At 68.2% G+C, this 19434-nt stretch carries 21 protein-coding genes; 11 read left to right on the forward strand and 10 right to left on the reverse strand.

Going from position 1 to position 19434, the window contains the following annotated elements; translation table 11 throughout:
* From cysC to RIC31_RS27715, 4 genes are all read right to left on the reverse strand, one after another.
* Complete coding sequence (gene cysC / locus RIC31_RS27700) at positions 1-1908, reverse strand: adenylyl-sulfate kinase (RefSeq protein WP_502990157.1); 1908 nt, start codon at positions 1906-1908, stop codon at positions 1-3.
* 13 nt (positions 1909-1921) lie between these two features.
* On the reverse strand, positions 1922-2716 hold the full coding sequence (cysD, locus tag RIC31_RS27705; RefSeq protein ID WP_350116280.1) for a sulfate adenylyltransferase subunit CysD: 795 nt from the start codon (positions 2714-2716) through the stop codon (positions 1922-1924).
* Between the two features lie 234 nt (positions 2717-2950).
* On the reverse strand, positions 2951-4099 hold the full coding sequence (locus RIC31_RS27710; protein WP_350116283.1) for an NAD(P)/FAD-dependent oxidoreductase: 1149 nt from the start codon (positions 4097-4099) through the stop codon (positions 2951-2953).
* A 14-nt stretch (positions 4100-4113) separates the two neighbouring features.
* On the reverse strand, positions 4114-4872 hold the full coding sequence (locus RIC31_RS27715) for an NAD kinase (RefSeq protein ID WP_350116341.1): 759 nt from the start codon (positions 4870-4872) through the stop codon (positions 4114-4116).
* A gap of 125 nt (positions 4873-4997) precedes the next feature.
* Here RIC31_RS27715 and RIC31_RS27720 point away from each other — a divergent pair, with 125 nt between their 5' ends.
* The gene (locus RIC31_RS27720) at positions 4998-5522 is read left to right on the forward strand and encodes a molybdopterin-guanine dinucleotide biosynthesis protein A (RefSeq protein ID WP_350116286.1); all 525 of its coding nucleotides are present in this window, start codon (positions 4998-5000) and stop codon (positions 5520-5522) included.
* Between the two features lie 330 nt (positions 5523-5852).
* Here RIC31_RS27720 and RIC31_RS27725 read toward each other — a convergent pair whose 3' ends face one another.
* From RIC31_RS27725 to moaA, 4 genes are all read right to left on the reverse strand, one after another.
* Positions 5853-6299 carry a hypothetical protein gene (locus tag RIC31_RS27725; RefSeq protein WP_350116289.1) on the reverse strand — a complete coding sequence of 149 codons (447 nt, stop codon included), beginning with the start codon at positions 6297-6299 and terminating at the stop codon, positions 5853-5855.
* Positions 6271-6828 (reverse strand): hypothetical protein, encoded by a 558-nt coding sequence (locus RIC31_RS27730; RefSeq protein WP_350116292.1) that lies wholly within the window; start codon positions 6826-6828, stop codon positions 6271-6273. The genes RIC31_RS27725 and RIC31_RS27730 overlap by 29 nt, the downstream gene beginning before the upstream one ends.
* Positions 6821-7501: a hypothetical protein gene (locus tag RIC31_RS27735; RefSeq protein WP_350116295.1), complete on the reverse strand. Its 681-nt coding sequence runs from the start codon at positions 7499-7501 to the stop codon at positions 6821-6823. The genes RIC31_RS27730 and RIC31_RS27735 overlap by 8 nt, the downstream gene beginning before the upstream one ends.
* 131 nt (positions 7502-7632) lie before the next feature.
* Entirely contained in the window at positions 7633-8673 is a 1041-nt protein-coding gene (moaA, locus tag RIC31_RS27740; RefSeq protein WP_350116298.1) for a GTP 3',8-cyclase MoaA, read from the reverse strand.
* Positions 8674-8877: 204 nt separating this feature from the next.
* Here moaA and RIC31_RS27745 point away from each other — a divergent pair, with 204 nt between their 5' ends.
* The 10 genes from RIC31_RS27745 (at position 8878) to RIC31_RS27790 (ending at position 17386) form a co-directional block, all read left to right on the forward strand.
* Positions 8878-9333, forward strand: coding sequence for a (2Fe-2S)-binding protein (locus tag RIC31_RS27745; RefSeq protein WP_350116302.1), 456 nt, complete (start codon positions 8878-8880; stop codon positions 9331-9333).
* Between the two features lie 13 nt (positions 9334-9346).
* Positions 9347-11518, forward strand: a complete 2172-nt coding sequence (locus tag RIC31_RS27750; RefSeq protein WP_350116305.1) for a xanthine dehydrogenase family protein molybdopterin-binding subunit — start codon at positions 9347-9349, stop codon at positions 11516-11518.
* A complete protein-coding gene (gene soxX / locus RIC31_RS27755) occupies positions 11515-11976 on the forward strand; it encodes a sulfur oxidation c-type cytochrome SoxX (RefSeq protein WP_350116308.1) in 462 nt (153 codons plus the stop codon). Before RIC31_RS27750 ends, soxX begins: the two co-directional genes overlap by 4 nt.
* Positions 11977-11978: 2 nt before the next feature.
* The gene (locus RIC31_RS27760; protein ID WP_350116311.1) at positions 11979-12428 is read left to right on the forward strand and encodes a thiosulfate oxidation carrier protein SoxY; all 450 of its coding nucleotides are present in this window, start codon (positions 11979-11981) and stop codon (positions 12426-12428) included.
* 12 nt (positions 12429-12440) lie between these two features.
* Entirely contained in the window at positions 12441-12770 is a 330-nt protein-coding gene (soxZ, locus tag RIC31_RS27765) for a thiosulfate oxidation carrier complex protein SoxZ (RefSeq protein ID WP_350116314.1), read from the forward strand.
* Positions 12767-13537, forward strand: a complete 771-nt coding sequence (gene soxA, locus RIC31_RS27770; protein ID WP_350116317.1) for a sulfur oxidation c-type cytochrome SoxA — start codon at positions 12767-12769, stop codon at positions 13535-13537. The genes soxZ and soxA overlap by 4 nt, the downstream gene beginning before the upstream one ends.
* 63 nt (positions 13538-13600) lie before the next feature.
* Positions 13601-14503: a formate dehydrogenase accessory sulfurtransferase FdhD gene (locus tag RIC31_RS27775; protein ID WP_350116320.1), complete on the forward strand. Its 903-nt coding sequence runs from the start codon at positions 13601-13603 to the stop codon at positions 14501-14503.
* A gap of 1 nt (position 14504) precedes the next feature.
* Positions 14505-15122, forward strand: coding sequence for a molybdenum cofactor guanylyltransferase MobA (mobA, locus tag RIC31_RS27780; protein WP_350116323.1), 618 nt, complete (start codon positions 14505-14507; stop codon positions 15120-15122).
* 177 nt (positions 15123-15299) lie between these two features.
* The gene (locus RIC31_RS27785) at positions 15300-15554 is read left to right on the forward strand and encodes a hypothetical protein (RefSeq protein WP_350116326.1); all 255 of its coding nucleotides are present in this window, start codon (positions 15300-15302) and stop codon (positions 15552-15554) included.
* A 5-nt stretch (positions 15555-15559) separates the two neighbouring features.
* Complete coding sequence (locus RIC31_RS27790; protein ID WP_350116329.1) at positions 15560-17386, forward strand: sulfotransferase; 1827 nt, start codon at positions 15560-15562, stop codon at positions 17384-17386.
* A gap of 27 nt (positions 17387-17413) precedes the next feature.
* Here the strand turns inward: RIC31_RS27790 and RIC31_RS27795 are convergent, their stop codons facing one another.
* Positions 17414-18448, reverse strand: a complete 1035-nt coding sequence (locus RIC31_RS27795; protein WP_350116332.1) for a phytanoyl-CoA dioxygenase family protein — start codon at positions 18446-18448, stop codon at positions 17414-17416.
* A gap of 83 nt (positions 18449-18531) precedes the next feature.
* A complete protein-coding gene (locus tag RIC31_RS27800; RefSeq protein ID WP_350116335.1) occupies positions 18532-19242 on the reverse strand; it encodes a Rossmann-like domain-containing protein in 711 nt (236 codons plus the stop codon).
* Positions 19243-19434 lie beyond the last annotated feature (192 nt).

A 19434-nucleotide genomic window follows, 5' to 3' on the forward strand; every position in this document is an offset into this window, starting at 1 on the left:
TCACTCCCGGCCGTTCAGCCCGAAATTCGCCTCGACATAGCCCAGCAGCCGCTCGACCGACTCGGCCAGCGACAGGCTGCCGGTGTCGACCTCCAGCTCGGCCGAGACCGGCGCCTCATAGGGTGCCGAGATGCCCGTGAACTCGGAGATCTCGCCCTTGCGCGCCTTCTTGTACAGGCCCTTCGGGTCGCGGGTCTCGCAGACTTCCAGGTCGGCCTTGACGTAGACCTCGTGGAACAGCTCCGGGGCCACCGACCGTGCCCGGTCGCGGTCCTCGCGGTAGGGCGAGATGAAGGCCGTGATCACCAGGGTGCCGGCGCGCGCGAACAGCGCCGCCACCTCGCCGACCCGGCGGATATTCTCGGCCCGATCCTCGGGCGCGAAGCCCAAGTCGGCCGACAGGCCGAAGCGGATGTTGTCGCCGTCCAGCACGTAGGCCTGCCAGCCCTTGCGGAACAGCGCCTGCTCCAGCTCGACCGCCAGGGTCGACTTGCCGGCACCCGACAGGCCGGTCAGCCACAGCACGCCGCTCTTGTGGCCGTTGGCCTGCCAGCGCGCGTTGGTGGTGACCCGGTGTTCGACCGCGGTGATGTTCTGCGAGGTCGGCTCGTTGCGGGCGCGCTGGTCCGGGAAGCCGTCCATCGACACCAGGCCGCCGCCGGCCATGTCGTAGCCGTCGATCAGCACGAACCGGCCGAGCCGCGGGTTGTCGACGAACGGGTCGACCGCCAGCTTGGCGCGGGCCCGCAGGATGATCTCGCCGACCTCGTTGCGCTCGATCCGGTCGGCCGGCCGCTGCGACAGGTCGGCGACGTCGATCACCCGCTCGATCGCCTGCACCTCGACCGTGTGCTCCATGGTCGCGAGCTTCAGCTTGTAGCGCCGGCCGGTCTCCAGCGGCGCCCGGCCAAGCCAGAAGATCCGGGCCCGGAACACGTTGGTCTCGACCGGCGGCTCGGCCCGGTGCGAGGCGACGTGGCCGCGTTCCACGAACAACTGGTCGTCGAGCGTAATGCCGATCGACTGGCCGGCCGAGGCCGACATCACCGGACCGTCGACCGCCCAGGCCTCGATCGACCTGACGCGGGCGGTGGTGTTGGTCGGGTTGAACAGCAGGGTGTCGCCGACCGCGATCCGGCCGCTCTCGATGCGCCCGGCCAGGATCCGGCGCTCGTCGAACTTGTAGACGTCCTGGATCGGGAAGCGCAGCGGCAGCTCCACCGGCAGCGGCTTGGCCTGCAGTTCGTCGAGCGCCTGCAGCAGGCTCGGGCCCTCGAACCACGGCATGCGGTCGGACAGCGTCGCCAGCCCGTCGCCGTGGCGGGCCGAGACCGGCAGGATGTGGGCCGGGACGATGCCCATACCGGCCAGATAGTGCCGGACGTCCTCGGCCACCTGACGGAAGCGGGCCTCGTCGTGGTCGACCAGGTCCATCTTGTTGACCGCGACCACCACCCGGTCGAGGCCGAGCAGGTGCAGGATGTAGCCGTGCCGGCGGGTCTGTTCCTGCACGCCGTCCTTGGCGTCGACCACCAGAATCGCGGCGTCGGCCGAGGCCGCGCCCGACACCATGTTCTTCAGGAATTCCTTGTGGCCCGGCGCGTCGATGATGACGTAGGGCCGGCGCTCGGTCTTGAAGAAGATCTGGGTGGTGTCGATGGTGATGCCCTGGTCGCGCTCGGCCTGCAGGGCGTCCAGCACGAACGCCCATTCCATCGGCATGCCGCGGCGCTCGGACATCGCCCGAACCGCCTCGACCTTGCCCTCGGGCAGGGAGCCGGTGTCGTGCAGCAGGCGGCCGATCAGGGTCGACTTGCCGTGGTCGACATGGCCGACGATGACCAGCTTCATCGGCGCGATGTCGACGTGGGGGCGCGCGTCCGGCGCCGACGAGAGGGCTGTGCTCACTGCGGGAATCCTCTCACATGTATCCGGCGGAGCGCAGCCGCTCGAAGGCGTCCTCGCTCTCGTGATCCATCGCCCGGCCGCTGCGCTCGGCCACCTTGGTGACCCTCAGCTCGGCGATGATCTTCTCGACGGTGTCGGCGTCGCTCTTGATCGGGTTGGTGATGTCCATGTCGCCGAGCGAGCGGTAGCGCTTGCCGTCCCGGGAGAAATAAAGCGGCACCAGGGGGATCCCCTCACGCTGGATGTAGAGCCAGATGTCGAGCTCGGTCCAGTGCAGCAACGGATGCACGCGGATGTGGGTTCCCGGCGCGAAGTCGGTCTTGAACTGGTCCCAGAATTCCGGCGGCTGGTCGCGGAAGTCCCATTCGGCGTTCTCGCCGCGCGGGCTGAACACCCGCTCCTTGGCGCGGGTCGCCTCCTCGTCCCGGCGGATGCCGGCGATCACGGCCTGCAGGTCGAGCTCGGCGATCAGCCGCTTCAGGGCCTCGGTCTTGCGCGCCGCCGAGCGCGCCGCCGGCGGCAGGGTCGGGTCGATCTCCTCGATCGGCGGGCAGTCGCGCCGGACGAAGTTGAGCCCCCATTCGACCGCGTAGCGCTCCTGGAAGGCGTACATCTCCGGGAACTTCTTGCCGGTGTCGCAGAACATCGCCGGAAACGGGATGTGGCCGAAGAACGCCTTCTTGGCCAGCCACAGCATGACGTTGGAGTCCTTGCCGAGCGACCACAGCATGCCGAGCCGGTCGAACTTGTTGAACGCCTCGCGCAGGATGTAGACGCTCTGCGCCTCCAGGGCGTCGAGATGGTTCATGGCGGCGTCCGATACGAAGTGGTTGCTTCGCGCCGCTAGATAAGGGTCAGCTGCGGCGCTGTCAAAGCGCGGCTTCGCAATGCTGCCCGCCGCGTGGGGCTCGGCGCCGGCGGGGCGGATCGGCGTCGGTTCGGCCATCTGAGCGTGCCCTCGTTGTTCGAAATACAGAACATGCGTTCTATAGTACGAACGTGACTCTGCTTCCAGTCATTTCAGAGCACGCAGGGCACCGACTTATTTCGCCTGCTTTCCGGTCGTCAGGGCCGGACGGTCCGGTGCCAGGTCGGCGGCGGTGAGGCCGAGCGCGGTCATGTCGTCCGGGACTCCCCGGCCCGTCGCCATCGCCGCGCTGAGCCGGCCCATGCCGGCCGAGGTCTGGATGCCGTAGCCGCCCTGGCCGGCCAGCCACAGGAAGCCGTCGGTCGAGGGGTCGAAGCCGACCACCGGCGACTTGTCGGCGACGAAGCTGCGCAGCCCGGCCCAGCGCGAGGCCAGCCGGCGGATCTCGAAGGTGGTGTCGGTCATGATGCGGTCGACGGCAACGGCCACGTCGTACTCGTCCGGCTGGGCGTCGCACGGCTCCGACGGGGTCTCGTCGGCCGGGCTGCCGAGCACGCGGCCACCGCTCGCGATCACGTACCAGCTCTCGTCGACCAGATCGACGCCCGGCCAGCGCGCGACGTCGGCGCCGGCCGGCGGGTCGAAGGTGAAGGCGGTGCGCCGCTTCGGGACCAGGCCGACCGGCGGGACGCCGGCCATGTCGGCCAGCGCGTCGCACCAGGCGCCGGCGGCGTTGATCACCACCGGGGCCTCGAAGCGGCCGGCCCGGGTCTCGGCCCGCCACACCCCGCCGGCGCGGGTAAGCGACGACACCTCGGCGTCGGTCACGACGCTTCCGCCCCTGGCCCGCAGGCCGCGCAGGAAGCCCTGCAGTAGGGCATTGACGTCGATGTCCATGGCGTCGGGCTCGTACACGCCCTTGACGATGCGGTCGCGGCGCAGGAACGGCGCCAGCGCGAACAGCGCCTCGCCCTCGACCGGCTCGGTGCGCGGACCGGCCTCCTGGGCCGCCTGGGCGTCGAGCCGCCCGACCAGCTCCTCGGTGGCGATCGTCAGCATGCCGCGCGGGCTCAGGATCGGGCCGGCCGCGAAGCCGTCCGGCGGGGTTTCGAGGAACGGCCGGGTGGCGCGGGTGATCCGGCGGATCGTCGCGTTGCCGTAGCTCTCGTAGAACAGCGCCGCCGACCGGCCGGTGGTGTGGTAACCCGGCTGCTCCTCGCGCTCCAGCAGCACCACCCGGGCGTCGTCGGCCAGGAAGTATCCGCAGGAGGCGCCGGCCATGCCGCCGCCGACGATCAGCACGTCGCAGGTCGTGGTGGTCACGTCACTCTCTCCGTTCAGGGCGCGAACTGTTCCATGAGGACCCGTTCCTCGAGGTTGTGCTCGGGATCGTACAGGACGGTCAGCTTGACCGAGCGGTCCTCCCAGACCTCGACCGCGACCACGTCCTTGACCTCCATCACGTCGGCGACCGCGTTCACCGGCCGCTTCTCCGGGCGGATGGTCTCGAACAGGATGCGCGCGGAATGCGGCAGCAGGGCGCCGCGCCAGCGCCGCGGCCGGAACGCGCTGATCGGCGTCAGCGCCAGGATGTCGGCGCCGAGCGGGATGATCGGGCCGTGGGCCGACAGGTTGTAGGCGGTCGACCCGGCCGGGGTGGAGACCAGCACGCCGTCGCACACCAGCTCCTCCATCCGAATCACGCCGTCGACATGGACCCGGATCTTGGCGGCCTGCGCCGACGACCGGAACAGCGACACCTCGTTGATCGCCAGGCCCTCGGTCACGCTGCCGTCGCGGCAGGTGGCCCGCATCCGCAACGGGTACAGGGTCACCGGCTGGGCGCCGCGGATGCGCGCCGGCAGGTCGTCCGGCTCGAAGGCGTTCATCAGGAAGCCGACGGTACCGCGGTTCATGCCGTAGATCGGCTTGCCGCTGCCGATCGCGCCGCGCAGGGTCTCCAGCATGTGGCCGTCGCCGCCGAGCGCCACCACCACCTCGGCCTGGTCGGCCGGCACCTCGCCGTAGCGCGCCACCAGGGTGTCGCGGGCCTCGGAGGCTTCGTCCGTGGAGGCCGACACGAAGGCGAGTCTCATCTCGGTCACGCGTGTTCCTCCGCGGCAACAGCCGTCCCGGTAGCGGCGCCGCATCGCGCCGGCCGGCAAGATAGGCGATGATGCCGCCGGCGCCAAAGCGCCCGATGACGAAGGGAGACGAGTTCATGCGCGGAGAATGCGGGCAGGGGATAGGCGGTCGGGGGCGGATCCGGGGATTCCTGGCGGTGCTGGCGGCGGTTCTGCTGCTGCCGATACTGCTGGCGGCGCCCGCGCGGGCCCAGGACCGGCACGAGGGCTACTACTATCCCGAGGTGACCTCGAACGAGATGTACCACTCGCGGATCAACACCCTGCCGGATTCCGACCGGACCCGCCGGATCGGCTTCGTCACCGGCGTGACCGCCGGGCAGACCGAGCGGCCCTACGCCCCGATCACCGCGATGTTCGCCAAGGGCACCGACGCCGAGAAGCTGATCCTGGTCGGCCTGCAGAACGGCCCGCTCGATACCCTGTACCGGGCCCGCGCGGTGCTGGCCATGCTGACCGCCACGGCCCGCACCACGGCGGTGTTCCGCGACCTCGACCCGCAGTCACAATACACCTTCCTCGACCTGCTGAAGCTGCTGGGCTTCACCCAGATCACCGTCAGCGACGGCAAGACCTGGGCGCACCGCATCGACATCCACTAGCGATTTCAGCGACCTGTGGGTTCCGGATCGGCCGCGCCGGTGCGGCTCGTCCGTCCGGAGTGACGATGCGGGGGAAGGTCCCCTCCGATTCGTCCTTCCGGACCGGACCGCTCGCGGCGGGACGGAGCCGGAACCCACCCGCGCCCTGAGCGGCCGGTCAGCCGCCGGTGACGCTCATGTGGCGGGCGACGGCCGGGCCGGAGTGGCGGCGGTCGATGATGAAGTCGTGGCCCTTGGGCTTGCGGCCGATGGGCTTGCGTCCGTCCACGCATAAATACAAAGCGTAAAGTGAGTGTCACGAGACACATTGCTGAAATAACGTATGGCTGATCACCGAACTCTACTAATAAAATTATGCAATATGTAGAGGCCGGCCATCAGGAAAACTGCCGTGAGGGTGATGCCTAATGGAATGTAGGTGGGGCCGCTAGAGGGGTATGTCTTGAAGATAATTCGTCCAGTGTCTGCCTGCGCCTCAATCATTGGGAGGCTAAATATATCTGCTCCAGTGCAGCTTCCGCCCAGAAGCAGGGAGAAACGCCAGCTGATTGCTAGCATTCTTTCGACAGTAGGCACGTAGTAAAATATAAATATTAATGCAAAGAGATTTGCCAACAATCCAATAACAAAAAGAAAAAGAAAGAATTTAATCGGAAAAAAATCAATAAATCCAATCACATATTCAGGTATCAGATAATAAATTCCTAGAGCGATAAGCAGCGCTGCTGCGAAGGCCCACATAGAAATATTAGCGATTGATAGCGGCAAAATGACCACCTTTTGACACCGAAAAACGCTTCAGTTTTCCTAATCCTGGGGAATGCAATATTTTCGCACTAGTTAAATTTAATACAATGCTAAACACTATTAGCAAAAGTGCCGGCATATAAAATTCAATCTGGCGACTCTCTAGTGCGCCATAAAGCCAAAACCCACCCCAGACGGTTCCAACATAGCTCAAGCCATGAATTATGCTGACAGCGACGCGGGCAATAAAAAGTACAAGCTGATACCGTGGAGGACGATTCTCAAGGACTATATCCGTGTCCCTATGCAAGTGCGAAAGGCGGGACCAGTATATTTCTTGCTGAAGGCGTGCTCTAACCGTCAGGTCAGAAATATACTCAACATCGCTGATGTGCCAAGCGCTGCCTGGTCTATAGCCATCCTGTAGAAATATCTTCTCGTACCCAATATTTGGCAAGTTTCTGGCATCGCTATCTGTGAATAACAAGCCGTCCCGTTCTTCCTCGGGAATTTCTGAAAGTTCCGATAGACCTCCATGAACGGCAAGGGTGCTAGTCATTTTTCTCAAGCTCCTCGCCTATGACAAACGAATTGAGGTTGCACGAGTCAGTCAGAAACCCATGCGCGCGATCTGCCTTCCGCAGAGCAACCTCACATGCATCTTTTAGCTGAATAATGTCCCCTCTGTCCATCGCCATGCTAAGCGTGTGGTTAACGGCACCACTAGTGTAGTCTAATCGAAGTAAGAGCGAGACTATTCCGCCAACCAAATTATCTCGCTCGTCGTCAAACACCGGTCTTATGTCGACCAAAACTCTAGAATTTCTGTAAAGATTTTGGTGATCAAAAGATAAATCTAGTGCTTTTGTTGAGATTGAGACATAATTTATCGTCAAAAGTTCACGCGTACGCTGAAGGCCCATTCTTATTGCGTCAGAATCATTGTCATTCTTTTGTATCGACTCTTCGGCTAGTGCTGTGAACTCGTCTGGGGTTAAGCGAAGGTACCGTGATGCCGTTGCCATCCCTGCGATAGTCCGAAATATTAGAATTGCCCTCTCTTTTGAGGCAAATTCCTCAAGAACGTCCTGTAATTTTGTCGCAACTATCGACGTTTGATCGATCTCTCGAATTTTTGTTTGCAAACCCTCATAAGAGGGTGTCGAAAACTCGGCGAGATATAGTAGGCCTAAGCGCTGATTCTTGGACAAAACATACTGACTGATAGCCATTGTGGCTCTACCCCAGTGTCCACGGTGACTCACAACGTCCTATTAACCTTTTGAAGAATCATGACGGTAACAGCTTAGATGATTCTTCGGTTCCGTCCATCAATGAGTATTCCTTCCAAGTTTTGCTTCGGTTACCCCCCTGTGACGCTCATATGGCGGGCGACGGCCGGGCCGGAGTGGCGGCGGTCGATGATGAAGTCGTGGCCCTTGGGCTTGCGGCCGATGGCCTCGCGCACGGCGGACTCGACCACCGCGTCGTCGTCGGAGGCGCGCAGCGGGGCCCGCAGGTCGGCGGCGTCGTCCTGCCCCAGGCACATGTACAGGGTGCCGGTGCAGGTCAGCCGCACCCGGTTGCAGCTCTCGCAGAAGTTATGGGTCAGCGGCGTGATGAAGCCGAGGCGGCCGCCGGTCTCCGCGACCTCGACATAGCGGGCCGGGCCGCCGGTCTTGTACGGGATGTCGGTCAGCGTGAAGCGCTCGGCCAGGCGGCTGCGCACCAGCGACAGCGGCAGGTACTGGTCGACCCGGTTCTCGCCGCCGATGTCGCCCATCGGCATGACCTCGATGACGGTCATGTCGTAGCCGCGGTCGCCGCACCACTGCAGCATGTCGCCGAGCTCGCCGTCGTTCACGCCCTTCAGCGCGACGGCGTTGATCTTCACGGCGAGGCCGGCGCGGTCGGCCGCCTCCAGCCCCTCGATCACCTTGTCCAGCTTGCCCCAGCGGGTGATCGCCTGGAACTTCTCGGGATCCAGGGTGTCGATCGAGACGTTGATCCGGCGCACCCCGGCGTCGACCAGCTCGTCCGCCAGCTTCGCGAGCTGCGAGCCGTTGGTGGTGACGGTCAGCTCGTCCAGGCCGCCGCCGCCCAGGCGCTTCCCGAGCTCGCGCACCAGCCACATGATGTTGCGACGGACCAGCGGCTCGCCGCCGGTCAGCCGCAGCTTGCGGACGCCGAGGTCGACGAACACGTTGCACAGCCGCGCCAGTTCCTCCAGCGACAGCACGTCGGCCTTCGGCAGGAAGGTCATGTTCTCCGACATGCAGTAGACGCAGCGGAAGTCGCAGCGGTCGGTGACGGAGACCCGGAGATAGCTGATCGCCCGCTGGTACGGATCGATCAGCGGTGCCGGGCCGGCGGTCGGACGGGGAAGGGTCGTCGCATCGGTCATGACCGTTATATACGACGGGAGATAACGAGACGAAAGGGGCGGCATTCCAGTCGCCGTTGATCCGAGGTCCGGGCGGCGATGGCGATCCCGAGGTCGTGAACGGCGGCGCCGCCGGATTCCGAGACAAACGTGCGATTCGGGGTCAGACTTCGATCCGGAGGTTTCGGAAGGCGGGGCGTGGCTTTTCTACCGGAGGTGGATCGCATGGCCAGGATCAACGTCAACGGAAACACGGTCGAGGTCGACGCCGACGGCGCGACGCCGCTGCTCTGGGTACTGCGCGAGCACCTCGAGATCACCGGTGCCAAATACGGTTGTGGCGTGGCCCAGTGCGGGGCGTGCACGGTGCATGTCAACGGCGAGGCCCAGCGCTCCTGCGTGCTGCCGCTGGACGCGGTCGCGGAGAGCGACCGGATCGTCACCATCGAGGGCCTGTCGCCGGACGGCACGCACCCGGTCCAGAAGGCGTGGGTCGAGCTGGACGTGCCGCAGTGCGGCTACTGCCAGACCGGCATGATCATGGCGGCGGCCGCCCTGCTCGCCCGCAACCCGACCCCGACCGATGCCGACATCGACGCCGAGATCACCAACATCTGCCGCTGCGGGACCTACCGGCGCGTGCGCGCCGGAATCCATCTCGCCGCGAGCCAGAAGGCGTGAGGAGGACCGGACGATGACGACGACGTTCGACGTTTCGCGCCGCGGCTTCGTGGTCGGCGCCGCCACCGCGGGCCTGGCACTCGGATTCCGCCTGCCGTTCGACGACGGTGCGGCCCACGCCCAGGCCGGCTACCCCGACGAGATCAACGCCTGGGTCGTGGTGCAGCCGGACGAGAAGGTGATCATCCGGATCGCCCGGTCCGAGATGGGGCAGGGGACCCTGACCGGCCTCGCCCAGCTGGTCGCCGAGGAGCTGGAGTGCGACTGGGCCGACGTGACCACCGAGTATCCGACGCCGGCCACCAACCTGCAGCGCGGCCGCGTCTGGCAGAGCTTCTCGACCGGCGGCAGCCGCGGCATCCGGGAGTCGCACGACTATGTGCGCCAGGGTGGTGCGGCGGCGCGGGAGATGCTGATCGCGGCCGCGGCGAAGGATTGGGGCGTGGCGCCGGGAGACTGCCGGGCCGAGAAGGGCGTGATCACCCATGCCGGGTCCGGCCGCAGCACCACCTACGGCAAGGTCGCCAAGGCGGCGGCGCTGCTGGAGGTCCCGGCGAACGTGCCGCTGAAGGACCCGAAGGACTGGAAGCTCGCCGGCAAGCCGGTGAAGCGGTTGGACACCGCGGCCAAGGTGGTCGGAAGGCAGGTCTACGGGGCCGACCTGCGGCTGCCCGGCATGCTCAACGCGGCGATCCGACAGTGCCCGGTGTTCGGCGGCAAGCTCGCCTCCTTCGATGCGGCGGCGGTCCAGTCAATGCCTGGCGTGCGCAAGGTCGTGACGGTCGACGACAATGCGGTGGCGGTGATCGCCGAGCGCTGGTGGCAGGCCAAGACCGCGCTCGACGAACTGCCGGTCAAGTGGGACGAGGGAGCGAACGCCCAGGTGTCGAGCGCGTCGATCGCCGCCTTCGTCGAGGAGGGGCTGACGGCCGACCAGGCCTTCGTCGGCAACCAGAACGGCGACGCCGAAGCGGTGATCGCCAAGGCCGTGCGAAAGGTCGAGGCGGTCTACGCCTATCCGTACCAGAACCACGCCACCATGGAGCCGATGAACGCCACGGCGAAGTGGACCGAGGACCGGTGCGAGGTCTGGTGCCCGACCCAGAACGGCGAAGCGGCGCTCGCGGCCGCTGCCGCGGCGGCCGGACTGCAGCCGCAGCAGTGCGACGTCCACAAGCTGCATCTCGGGGGCGGCTTCGGCCGGCGCGGCGCCTTCCACGACTACGTGCGCCAGGCCGTGCTGATCGCGCGCCACTTCCCCGGGACCCCGGTCAAGCTGCTGTGGACCCGCGAGGAGGACATGACCCACGGCGCCTATCACCCGATCACCCAATGCAAGCTGACCGCGGCGCTGGACGAGAACGGCGACGTCACGGCGTTCCGGGTGCGGATCGCCGGCCAGTCGATCCTCGCGGGGGTGATGCCGCAGCGCCTGAACGGCGGCGCCGACCCGGTCACCTTCCAGTGCTACGCACCGAAGGGCGACCACGCGATCAGTTACAGCTTCCCGAACCTGCTGGTCGACCACGCCATGCGCAATCCGCATGTTCCGCCGGGCTTCTGGCGGGGCGTGAACGCCAACCAGAACACCGTCTACACCGAGTGCTTCATCGACGAGGTGGCGCACGCCGCCGGCAAGGATCCGCTGGCGTTCCGGCTGAAGCTGATGGCGAACCACCCGAAGAACGCCGCGGTCCTGAAGGCGGCGGCGGAGCGGGCCGGGTGGGGCGGGCCGGCACCGGCGGGGGTGTTCCGCGGGCTCGCCCAGTGCACGGCCTTCGGCAGCCACATCGCCGCCTGCGCCGAGGTGTCGGTGACCGGCGGCAAGCTGAAGATCCACCGGATCGTCGCGGCCACCGACTGCGGCCACGCGGTCAACCCGCAGCAGATCGAGGCCCAGGTCGAGGGCTCGTTCGTCTACGGACTGTCGGCGATGCTGTACGGCGAATGCACGGTCAAGGACGGTCGCGTCGAGCAGCAGAATTTCGACACCTACCAGGTGATGCGGATCGACGAGATGCCGGAGGTCGAGACCATCGTCATGCCGTCCGGCGGGTTCTGGGGCGGTGTCGGCGAGCCGACGATCGCGGTCGCCGCCCCGGCGGTCCTGAACGCGATCTTCGCGGCGACCGGCAAGCGCATCCGCCGGCTGCCGCTGATGCACCACGACCTGGGGACGGCATGAGGCAGGTGCCGGCGGTGCTGGCATTGGTGTTGGCCTGGGCGGCCGCCGAGGCGGTGGCCCGGGACGCCGCGGCGGCGGATCTGCTGCCCTACGCGGTCCGGGGCGACGCCGTCCCGGACCCGCTGGGCGGCCTGGCCGGCGACCCGGAACGCGGCCGCGCCGTGGTGCTCGACCGCGGCAGGGGGAACTGCCTGATCTGCCATGCCGTCCCGATCGACGGCGAGCCGTTCCAGGGCGTCCTCGGACCGGGTTTGGCAGGGGTCGGCGACCGGTTGCGGCCCGGGCAGATCCGCCTGCGGCTGATCGACCAGGCCCGCCTCGACCCGGATACCGTCATGCCGCCCTACTACCGGGTCGAGGGGCTGGTCGACGTGGCGCCGGAGTACCGCGGGCGCCCGGCCCTGCAGGCCCAGGAGATCGAGGATGTCGTCGCCTACCTGTCGAGCCTGAGGGACTGACCATGCCGACCCGTCGACAGCTGATCACCACGGCGCTCCTGGCCGGGGGGCTGGCCGGATTGCCGGGGGCCGGCCGCTCCACGCCGGCAATGCGCGATGCCGCCGTCGACAGGCTCACGGGCGGTGCGCCGGTGCGCGACGGTCGAGTGGTCCTGAGCGTTCCGGGGGTGGCCGAGAACGGCTTGTCGGTCTTCACCACCGTCGCGGTCGACAGCCCGATGACGGCGGAGGACCACGTCCGGGCGATCCACATCCTGTCGGAGCAGAACCCGATCGCGCATCTGCTGACCTTCCACATCGGGCCACGGGCCGGGGCCGCGCGGGTCTCGACCAATATCCGGCTTGCCGCCTCGCAGGAGGTGACGGCGCTGGCCGAGATGAGCGACGGCACGTTCTGGCGCGACCGCAGGCTGGTGGTCGTGACGATCGCCGCCTGCATCGACGGCGGTTGAGAGGGCGGGGCGATGACACTGGTCGCAGCCCGGGTCTCGCTGCCCTCCGAGGCGCGGCGGGGCGAGGTCGTCGAGATCAAGGCGCTGATCCGGCACCCGATGGAGACCGGCTACCGGGTCGACGCGCGCGGTCAGCGCATACCCCGGCACATCATCCGGCGCTTCGAGGTCGCCTATGACGGCGAGCCGGTGTTCGCCATGGACCTGACCCAGGGAGTCGCGGCCAACCCGTTCGTCGCGTTCACGACGGTGGCGACGGCGAGCGGCGAACTGGTATTCACCTGGGAGGACGACCGCGGTGAGGTGGTGACCGTCACCAAGACCCTGACGGTAACCGGATGATCGCCGGGCGCATCGCCGCCGTCGCGCTGATGATCGCCGGAGCGGCGGCCGGGGCGACGGCGGCCGAGCCGTTGCCCTCGGGCACCTCGTATCTGAGCGAAGGCCTGCGCACACAGCAACTCGACGAGGCCGCCAACCCCGGCATGCTGTGGGTGGGCGAGGGTGCTCGGCTGTGGGAACTGCCGCAGGGGCCGGCCGGACGCTCCTGCACGTCCTGCCACGGCGCGGCGGCCGACGCCATGCGGGGCGTGGCGACCCGCTATCCGGCGGTCGACGCGCCGAGCGGGGACCTGCTGAACCTGGAAGGCCGGATCAACCGCTGTCGCACCCGGCACCAGGAGGCGGAGGCCTTCGCCTACGAGTCCGACGAATTGCTCGGCCTGACCGCCTTCGTCGCCCGCCAGTCGCTGGGGATGCCGGTGCGGGTCGAGACCGGCGGCGCCGCGGCGCCGCACTACGACGCCGGCCGCGCGTTCTTCCACCGCCGCCAGGGCCAACTCAACCTGTCCTGTGCGCATTGCCATGTCGACAATGCCGGCAGGCCGCTGCGCGGCGACACCATCAGCCACGGCCTGGCGAACGGCTATCCGGCCTACCGGCTGGAGTGGCAGGCGCTCGGCTCTCTGCACCGCCGGCTGCGCTCGTGCTCGTTCGGGGTGCGTGCCGTGCAACATGGCTACGGCTCCCCGCAGTATCTTGCACTCGAGCTGTACCTCGCCGCACGGGCCGAAGGGGTGCCGGTCGAGACGCCGGCGATCCGGCGGTAGCGCCGGGTCCGGTTCCGGCCGCGCGCATTGCCAACCCCGCCCAGCCGCGCCATGTTTCCGTCCATGAACGCCGACACCTCGCCCGATCTCGCCGCGCCCTATCTCGTCGCCCCCGAGCCGACCGACGGCCGCCTGACCACCCGGGTGTCCGGCCTGGACCACGACGGCCGGCAGGTCGACCTCTCGGTGGTCAACGAGCGGCCGCTGACGATCTACCTGAACCGCCAGGAGATCGTGACGGTCATGACCATCGGCGACCGGCCCGAGGAACTGGCGGTCGGCTACCTGCTGAACCAGAACATGCTGCACGCCGACGACCGGCTGACCGGCATCGACTACGACGACGACCTGGAGGTGGTGGTGGTCCGCACCGAGCGGGCGACCGACTACGAGGCCAAGCTGAAGAAGAAGATCCGCACCTCCGGCTGTGCCGTCGGCACCGTGTTCGGCGACCTGATGGAGAAGATCGAGGGCGTCGTCCTGCCGGAGACCGAGGTGCACACGTCCTGGCTGTACGCCCTGTCGAAGCGCATCAACACAACCCCGAGCCTGTATCTGGAGGCCGGCGCAATCCATGGCTGCGTGTTGTGCGAGCGCGACCGGCCGCTGGTCTACATGGAGGACGTCGGGCGCCACAATGCGGTCGACAAGATCGCCGGCTGGATGTTCCTGAACAAGGTGCCGGCCGACGACAAGCTGTTCTACACCACCGGCCGGCTGACCTCGGAGATGGTCATCAAGACCGTGCAGATGGGCATCCCGGCGCTGGTCTCGCGCTCCGGCTTCACCGCCTGGGGCGTCGACCTTGCCCGCCAGGCCGGGCTGACCCTGATCGGCCGCATGAAGGGCAAGCGCTTCATCGTGCTGGCCGGCGAGCGGCGGCTGGTCTGGGACGCCGACCTGAGCCGGGTCGAGGACGAGGACGGCCGCAGCCGACGCAAGGCCAGCGTCACGGAAGACGCCTGAGATGCCGATTCCGACCGACCGTATCGCCGGCGTGCTGCTGGCGGGCGGCCAGGCCCGGCGCATGGGCGGCGGCGACAAGTGCCTGCGCAGCCTCGGCGGCGAGACCCTGCTGGCGCGGGCCATCCGCCGGCTGCAGGACCAGGTCGGGCCGATGGTGCTGAACGCCAACGGTGATCCGGCACGGTTCGCCGGCTACGGCCTGCCGGTGGCGGCCGACCCGGTGGAGGGGTTCGCCGGGCCGCTCGCCGGGGTGCTGGCCGGGCTCGACTGGGCGGCCGGGCAAGCCGGGGTCGACTGGATCGTGACCGTGCCGACCGATGCGCCGGCCTTCCCGGAGGATCTGGTGGCCCGCCTGTTCGCGGCCCTGGAAGGCGGGGGCGCGGAGATCGCCTGCGCCGCGTCCGGCGGGCGGCATCACCCGGTGTTCGGGCTGTGGCCGGTCGCCCTTCGCGCGGCGTTGCGCGAGGCGCTGATCGGCCGGGACGTGCGCAAGGTCGACGTGTTCACCGCCGACTACCGGCTGGCGGTCGCCGACTGGCCGGCCGAGCCGATCGACCCGTTCCTGAACGTCAACCGGCCGGAGGAACTGGCCGAGGCGGAGCGGTTGCTGGCCGGCTGACGTTGTCGACAGAATGCTGCGGCATCGACCGGTATTATAAATAATTGTATGATGAGTCTTGCACATGCGGCGGGCTTCGCGCACGATTCGGTCATGAGACTTGCCCGCGTTCTCCTCCTCTCCTCGCTTCCTTTCACCCTGCTCGCCTGCGGCGAGGAGGAACCGGAAGGCCCGCCGATGTCGAAGATCTACGTGCGGAACGAGAGTTCGACCGAGGCCAACGTCCGGGTCAAGTTCTGGACCAAGGACTACGTCAAGGTGTCGTCCGGCGAGAACGGCACGGTGGCGTTCGTGAACACCGAGGGGGCCAACGCCGTTCAGGTGGAGGCGAAATCGCGCAAGCAGTGGGACGATTGCTGGGTGACGATGAACGTCGGCCAGACGCTGGTGGTGTTCAACGCCACCGAGCGGATCGGCTGCCGCGCCGAATAGCGCCGGTGCCGTTCGTCCGGCAACGCCTGCGGGTGGCGGCGGACGCCCTGAGACGCGGCTCGGGCAACGAGGCAGGCCGGAAGATTCGGCCCGCCCTGCTTCAGGAACCCCGCAATCCCGACGCGACCATTCTGGCGGCACTGGCGGCCCGGAACGTGAACCGGCCGGAACTGGCGGCGCGGCTGTTCCGATGGGCGCTGGTGCTGCGGCCGGGCGATCCGCACGCGCTCGGCGGCCTCGCCGAGTTCGGGGCCCGCGTCCCGCCTGCCGGCGACAGGGCGGTCGTGGCGCGGATCGATGCGAGCCGGGACCCCGGCAACCCGGGCACCTGGGCCGCCGCCGGATGGTCGGCCTTGTCGGCGGGACGGCCGGCGGATGCCTGGATGGCGCTGCGGCGCGCCTGCGTCCTGGCTCCCGGCGACAGATCGGGGCTGGCCATGACCATATTGGCCGAGCGGCGTCATGCGCGGCGGGTCGACTGGTCGACCCTCGCCAGGCGGGCGCTGGTGGCCGGTCCGGCACATCCGCCGATCCTGGTGGCCGTGCTGGTCGCCCTGCGCGAGGCGCGCGACGGGCCCGGTATGGTTCGGATCGGGCGGCGAATGGCGATGCTCGCGCCCGACAGCGACGGTGCGTACCAGGGGTTGTGCGCGATGGCCGAGGCCGCGGTCCGCAGCCGCGACCGGCGCGCCGCGTTGCGCCTGGTGACCTGGGCGGAGGCCATGAGGCCCTACGGGCCGGCACACGCCGGTGTGCGGGCCCGGCTCTTGCGCGCCACCGGCCGGATCGACGAGGCGATCGACGATCTGCGCGACCGGCTGCGACGGCATCCGGAGGGCGATGCATCGATCGGCTTGGCCTTCGACCTTGCGGCAATGCTCGATCAGACCGGCGACACCGATGGAGCGGTGCAGGCCCTGACCACGGCGAACCGTGCAGCCCGCGCCCGCGCCCGGGCGGACGGTGCCGACCGGCGGCGGTTCCTGGCACTGCTCGAGCGTTTCGAGCCCGCCTCGATCCCCGCAATACAGCCGCCGGCCGGCCGGTGCGGTACTGCGCCGCCCGCCTTCGTGTTCGGGATGCCGCGCTCCGGCACGACCCTGGTCGGCGACATCCTGCACCGCCACCCGCTGGTCGAGGTGTTCGACGAGCCCGAGCTGTTGCCGGAGACCGTCAGGACCGAGGCCGGGCGGCTTGGCGCAGCCGGGGTGGATCTCGCCGGAATCGCTGCCGGCCGGGCGCTCGACCCGGCCTGCGTGTCGGCGATGCGCGACACCTTCGGGCGCCTGCTCCGGCGCCGGGAACAGCACCCGGGCAAGCCGCTGAAAATCGACAAGAGCCCGCTTGGTATCGTCTATGCGTGGCTGGTCGCCCAGTTGTTTCCAGGCGCCCCGACGGTCTTCGTGCTGCGTCACCCGGCGGATGTCTGCCTGAGCTGCCTGATGCAGGAGTTCGCCTCGACCGATGCCCTGGCGAGCTTCAACGCGGTCGAGGAAGTGGCGGAACTGTACGACCGGGTCATGTCGTTCTGGTCGCAGGCTAGCGAGAGCCTGGCGCTGCGGGTCCATACGGTCCGCTACGAGGCGCTGATCGCCGATCCGGAGGCGGAGAGCCGGCGGCTGACGGATTTCCTCGGGCTCGACTGGACGCCCGACCTGCTGGATCCGGCGCGCGCTGCCGGCCGGTACATCGCGACCCCGAGCTACCACCAGGTGGAACAGTCGATCCATTCCCGGGCGCTCGGTCGCTGGACCCGGTACCGCGACTACCTGGCACCTGCCATGCCCCGGCTGGAGTCGTGGATCCGCCGGCTCGGCTATTCCGATCCTTGAGGTGCCGCCCCGGCGTCCGCCCGGCGCTCAGCCGGCGGCCCGTCGCCGAGCCAGCCGTACCAGCCGGCGGAGCCCCGGGATCCCGGCGGCGCGCTGCCGCCACCCGGTCGGCGACGGTCCGGCCGGCTCGGGCGCGGTCGGGGTTTCCGGCGCCGGAACCATCCAGGATGGCCGGACCGACCGGATGAAGTCCGGTGCGATATCGCGGCCGATGTAGCGGTTGCCGACCGGCCGCCCGGTCAGTACGTCGACCGGTTCCCGGAACGCGATGCGGCCGTAGAACACGTCGCTCTCCACCGGGGTCCAGTATGCGCAGTCCTCGAAGTAGTAGTGCGTCACCTGACTCCAGCGCGTGCGTTCGGTGTCGAGGTGCCGCGAGCCGCCATGAAGAAGGTTGGACAACCAGATCAGCGCCTGGCCCTTGCGGGCATGGAATCGCTGCTCGCGGAATCCGCCGGCGCGGACCTCGGCCTGCCAGACCCGTGTCAGATGGGTCTGGATCTCGGCGTTGTCCTCCTCGTCGGCCAGCCAGCCCATCATGTCGTTGGTGACGATCGGGAGCTTGTGGCTGCCCGGGTAGTACAGCAGGGGCCCGTTGTCGTCGTCGATGTCCTCGAGCGCGACCCACACGCCGCACATGAAGCGCTCCGGCACGCTGGAGAAGAACACCGCGTCGGAATGGAAATGCTGCTGGGTGCCGACCGGGAAGTTCAGGGTCTGGAACGGAAACGGCTTGCGGCCGTACAGGGCCTCGAGGATCTCCAGGATGCGGGCGTTGCAGGCGATCCGCCGGACCGCCTCGACCTCGCTCCAGGCGTCCTGCAGCCGCAGGCCGTCGGCCTTCGGCCACAACTCACGGCGCCAGCGCTCGAAGTCGAAGCGCGGAAGCAGGCTGGCCTTGATCTCCTCGGCCAGCGTCTCGATCTCCGGATCGGGGAAGTCCAGGACGGCAAAGCCGTTTTCGCCCAGGTCCCGGGCGATCCGCGCGATCTCCGGGTCGGCGGCTTCGCGTCCGGCGTCGTCGTCAAACCACGACGCTTCGATGGCCGGTACGCCCGGCATCAGCTTTCTGTGTGGCATAGGCAGCTTTGCGTGCGGAATATGGTCAGGGGACAAGGATACCGTGCCAGAACGCCGGCGCTCGATCAATCCCGGGACTGGCGTACCACGGCCCGCCCGAAGCGTCGGAAGGCGCGCGCGCCGGCGCCCTCCATGATCGCCTTCAGGCAGCCCTCGCGGTCGGTCGCGACGAAGCCGGCCAGCCGGCGGATGCTGAGCCGGAACAGTCCCGGACACAGCGGCACGCCCGGCCCGACCAGGGTCGTCTCGGTCTCCGGCCCGGCGAGTGCCAGCAGGTCGTCGACGGTGCGGTTGACCAGGGTCGAGGCGGTGATCACCAGCCGCGCGCAGCCGGGGATCACCTCGGCGGCCCGGTCCGCCGGCAGGTCGCCGGGGCCGGGATGGCGCTCCAGCACGACCGCGCCGGGCAGCTTGGCGTCCAGCCCGGGGAACCGCCCGATCACGACCGTACGGCCACCGGCCGGCCCGCCGCCCGGGCCGCGGCCCAGACCGTCGCCGTCCACCAGGTCGGGCGCGTCGGCATTCCAGTGGGCATTGCAGGCGGCGATGCCGATGGCGCGCTCGTAGGGATTGGCCGAGCCGGTGAGGCCGGCCAGCGCCGACAAAGGACGGCCGCCATAGCTGCCGGTGTCGGCCGTGGTGGCGGCGCCGTCGGCCCGGCCGGGCGTGGCGGCGAAGCCGATCGCCGCCGGCCCCTCGACCGCGGTCCAGTTGAATCCGACGACGACCCGGCCGGATAGACTGTCCGGCACGCCGGCGGCGATGATGTCGAGCACGCGGTCCGTGGTCGGCCCTCCGCTACTGCGCGGCGTCGGCGATTGGCTCCGCGTCGGCGCGCTCCAGCCTGGCTGCGGCGAACTTCAGCTCGGGGATCTTGCCGAAGGGATCGAGCGCCGGGTTGGTCAGGAAGTTGACCGCCGCCTCGGTGTAGCAGAACGGCACGAACACCACGCCCTGCGGGATGTTCG

Source organism: Thalassobaculum sp. (genome assembly GCF_040219615.1).
GTDB lineage: Bacteria > Pseudomonadota > Alphaproteobacteria > Thalassobaculales > Thalassobaculaceae > Thalassobaculum_A.

Excerpts from the sequence above, each read along its gene's own strand:
- cysD (WP_350116280.1), bottom strand. The coding sequence starts at position 2,716 with ATGAACCATCTCGACGCCCTGGAGGCGCAGAGCGTCTACATCCTGCGC.
- RIC31_RS27715 (WP_350116341.1), bottom strand. The coding sequence starts at position 4,872 with ATGAGACTCGCCTTCGTGTCGGCCTCCACGGACGAAGCCTCCGAGGCC.
- RIC31_RS27720 (WP_350116286.1), top strand. The coding sequence starts at position 4,998 with ATGCGCGGAGAATGCGGGCAGGGGATAGGCGGTCGGGGGCGGATCCGG.
- RIC31_RS27730 (WP_350116292.1), bottom strand. The coding sequence starts at position 6,828 with ATGACTAGCACCCTTGCCGTTCATGGAGGTCTATCGGAACTTTCAGAA.
- RIC31_RS27735 (WP_350116295.1), bottom strand. The coding sequence starts at position 7,501 with ATGGCTATCAGTCAGTATGTTTTGTCCAAGAATCAGCGCTTAGGCCTA.
- moaA (WP_350116298.1), bottom strand. The coding sequence starts at position 8,673 with ATGACCGATGCGACGACCCTTCCCCGTCCGACCGCCGGCCCGGCACCG.
- RIC31_RS27745 (WP_350116302.1), top strand. The coding sequence starts at position 8,878 with ATGGCCAGGATCAACGTCAACGGAAACACGGTCGAGGTCGACGCCGAC.
- RIC31_RS27750 (WP_350116305.1), top strand. The coding sequence starts at position 9,347 with ATGACGACGACGTTCGACGTTTCGCGCCGCGGCTTCGTGGTCGGCGCC.
- soxX (WP_350116308.1), top strand. The coding sequence starts at position 11,515 with ATGAGGCAGGTGCCGGCGGTGCTGGCATTGGTGTTGGCCTGGGCGGCC.
- RIC31_RS27760 (WP_350116311.1), top strand. The coding sequence starts at position 11,979 with ATGCCGACCCGTCGACAGCTGATCACCACGGCGCTCCTGGCCGGGGGG.
- soxZ (WP_350116314.1), top strand. The coding sequence starts at position 12,441 with ATGACACTGGTCGCAGCCCGGGTCTCGCTGCCCTCCGAGGCGCGGCGG.
- soxA (WP_350116317.1), top strand. The coding sequence starts at position 12,767 with ATGATCGCCGGGCGCATCGCCGCCGTCGCGCTGATGATCGCCGGAGCG.
- RIC31_RS27775 (WP_350116320.1), top strand. The coding sequence starts at position 13,601 with ATGAACGCCGACACCTCGCCCGATCTCGCCGCGCCCTATCTCGTCGCC.
- mobA (WP_350116323.1), top strand. The coding sequence starts at position 14,505 with ATGCCGATTCCGACCGACCGTATCGCCGGCGTGCTGCTGGCGGGCGGC.
- RIC31_RS27785 (WP_350116326.1), top strand. The coding sequence starts at position 15,300 with ATGTCGAAGATCTACGTGCGGAACGAGAGTTCGACCGAGGCCAACGTC.
- RIC31_RS27795 (WP_350116332.1), bottom strand. The coding sequence starts at position 18,448 with ATGCCGGGCGTACCGGCCATCGAAGCGTCGTGGTTTGACGACGACGCC.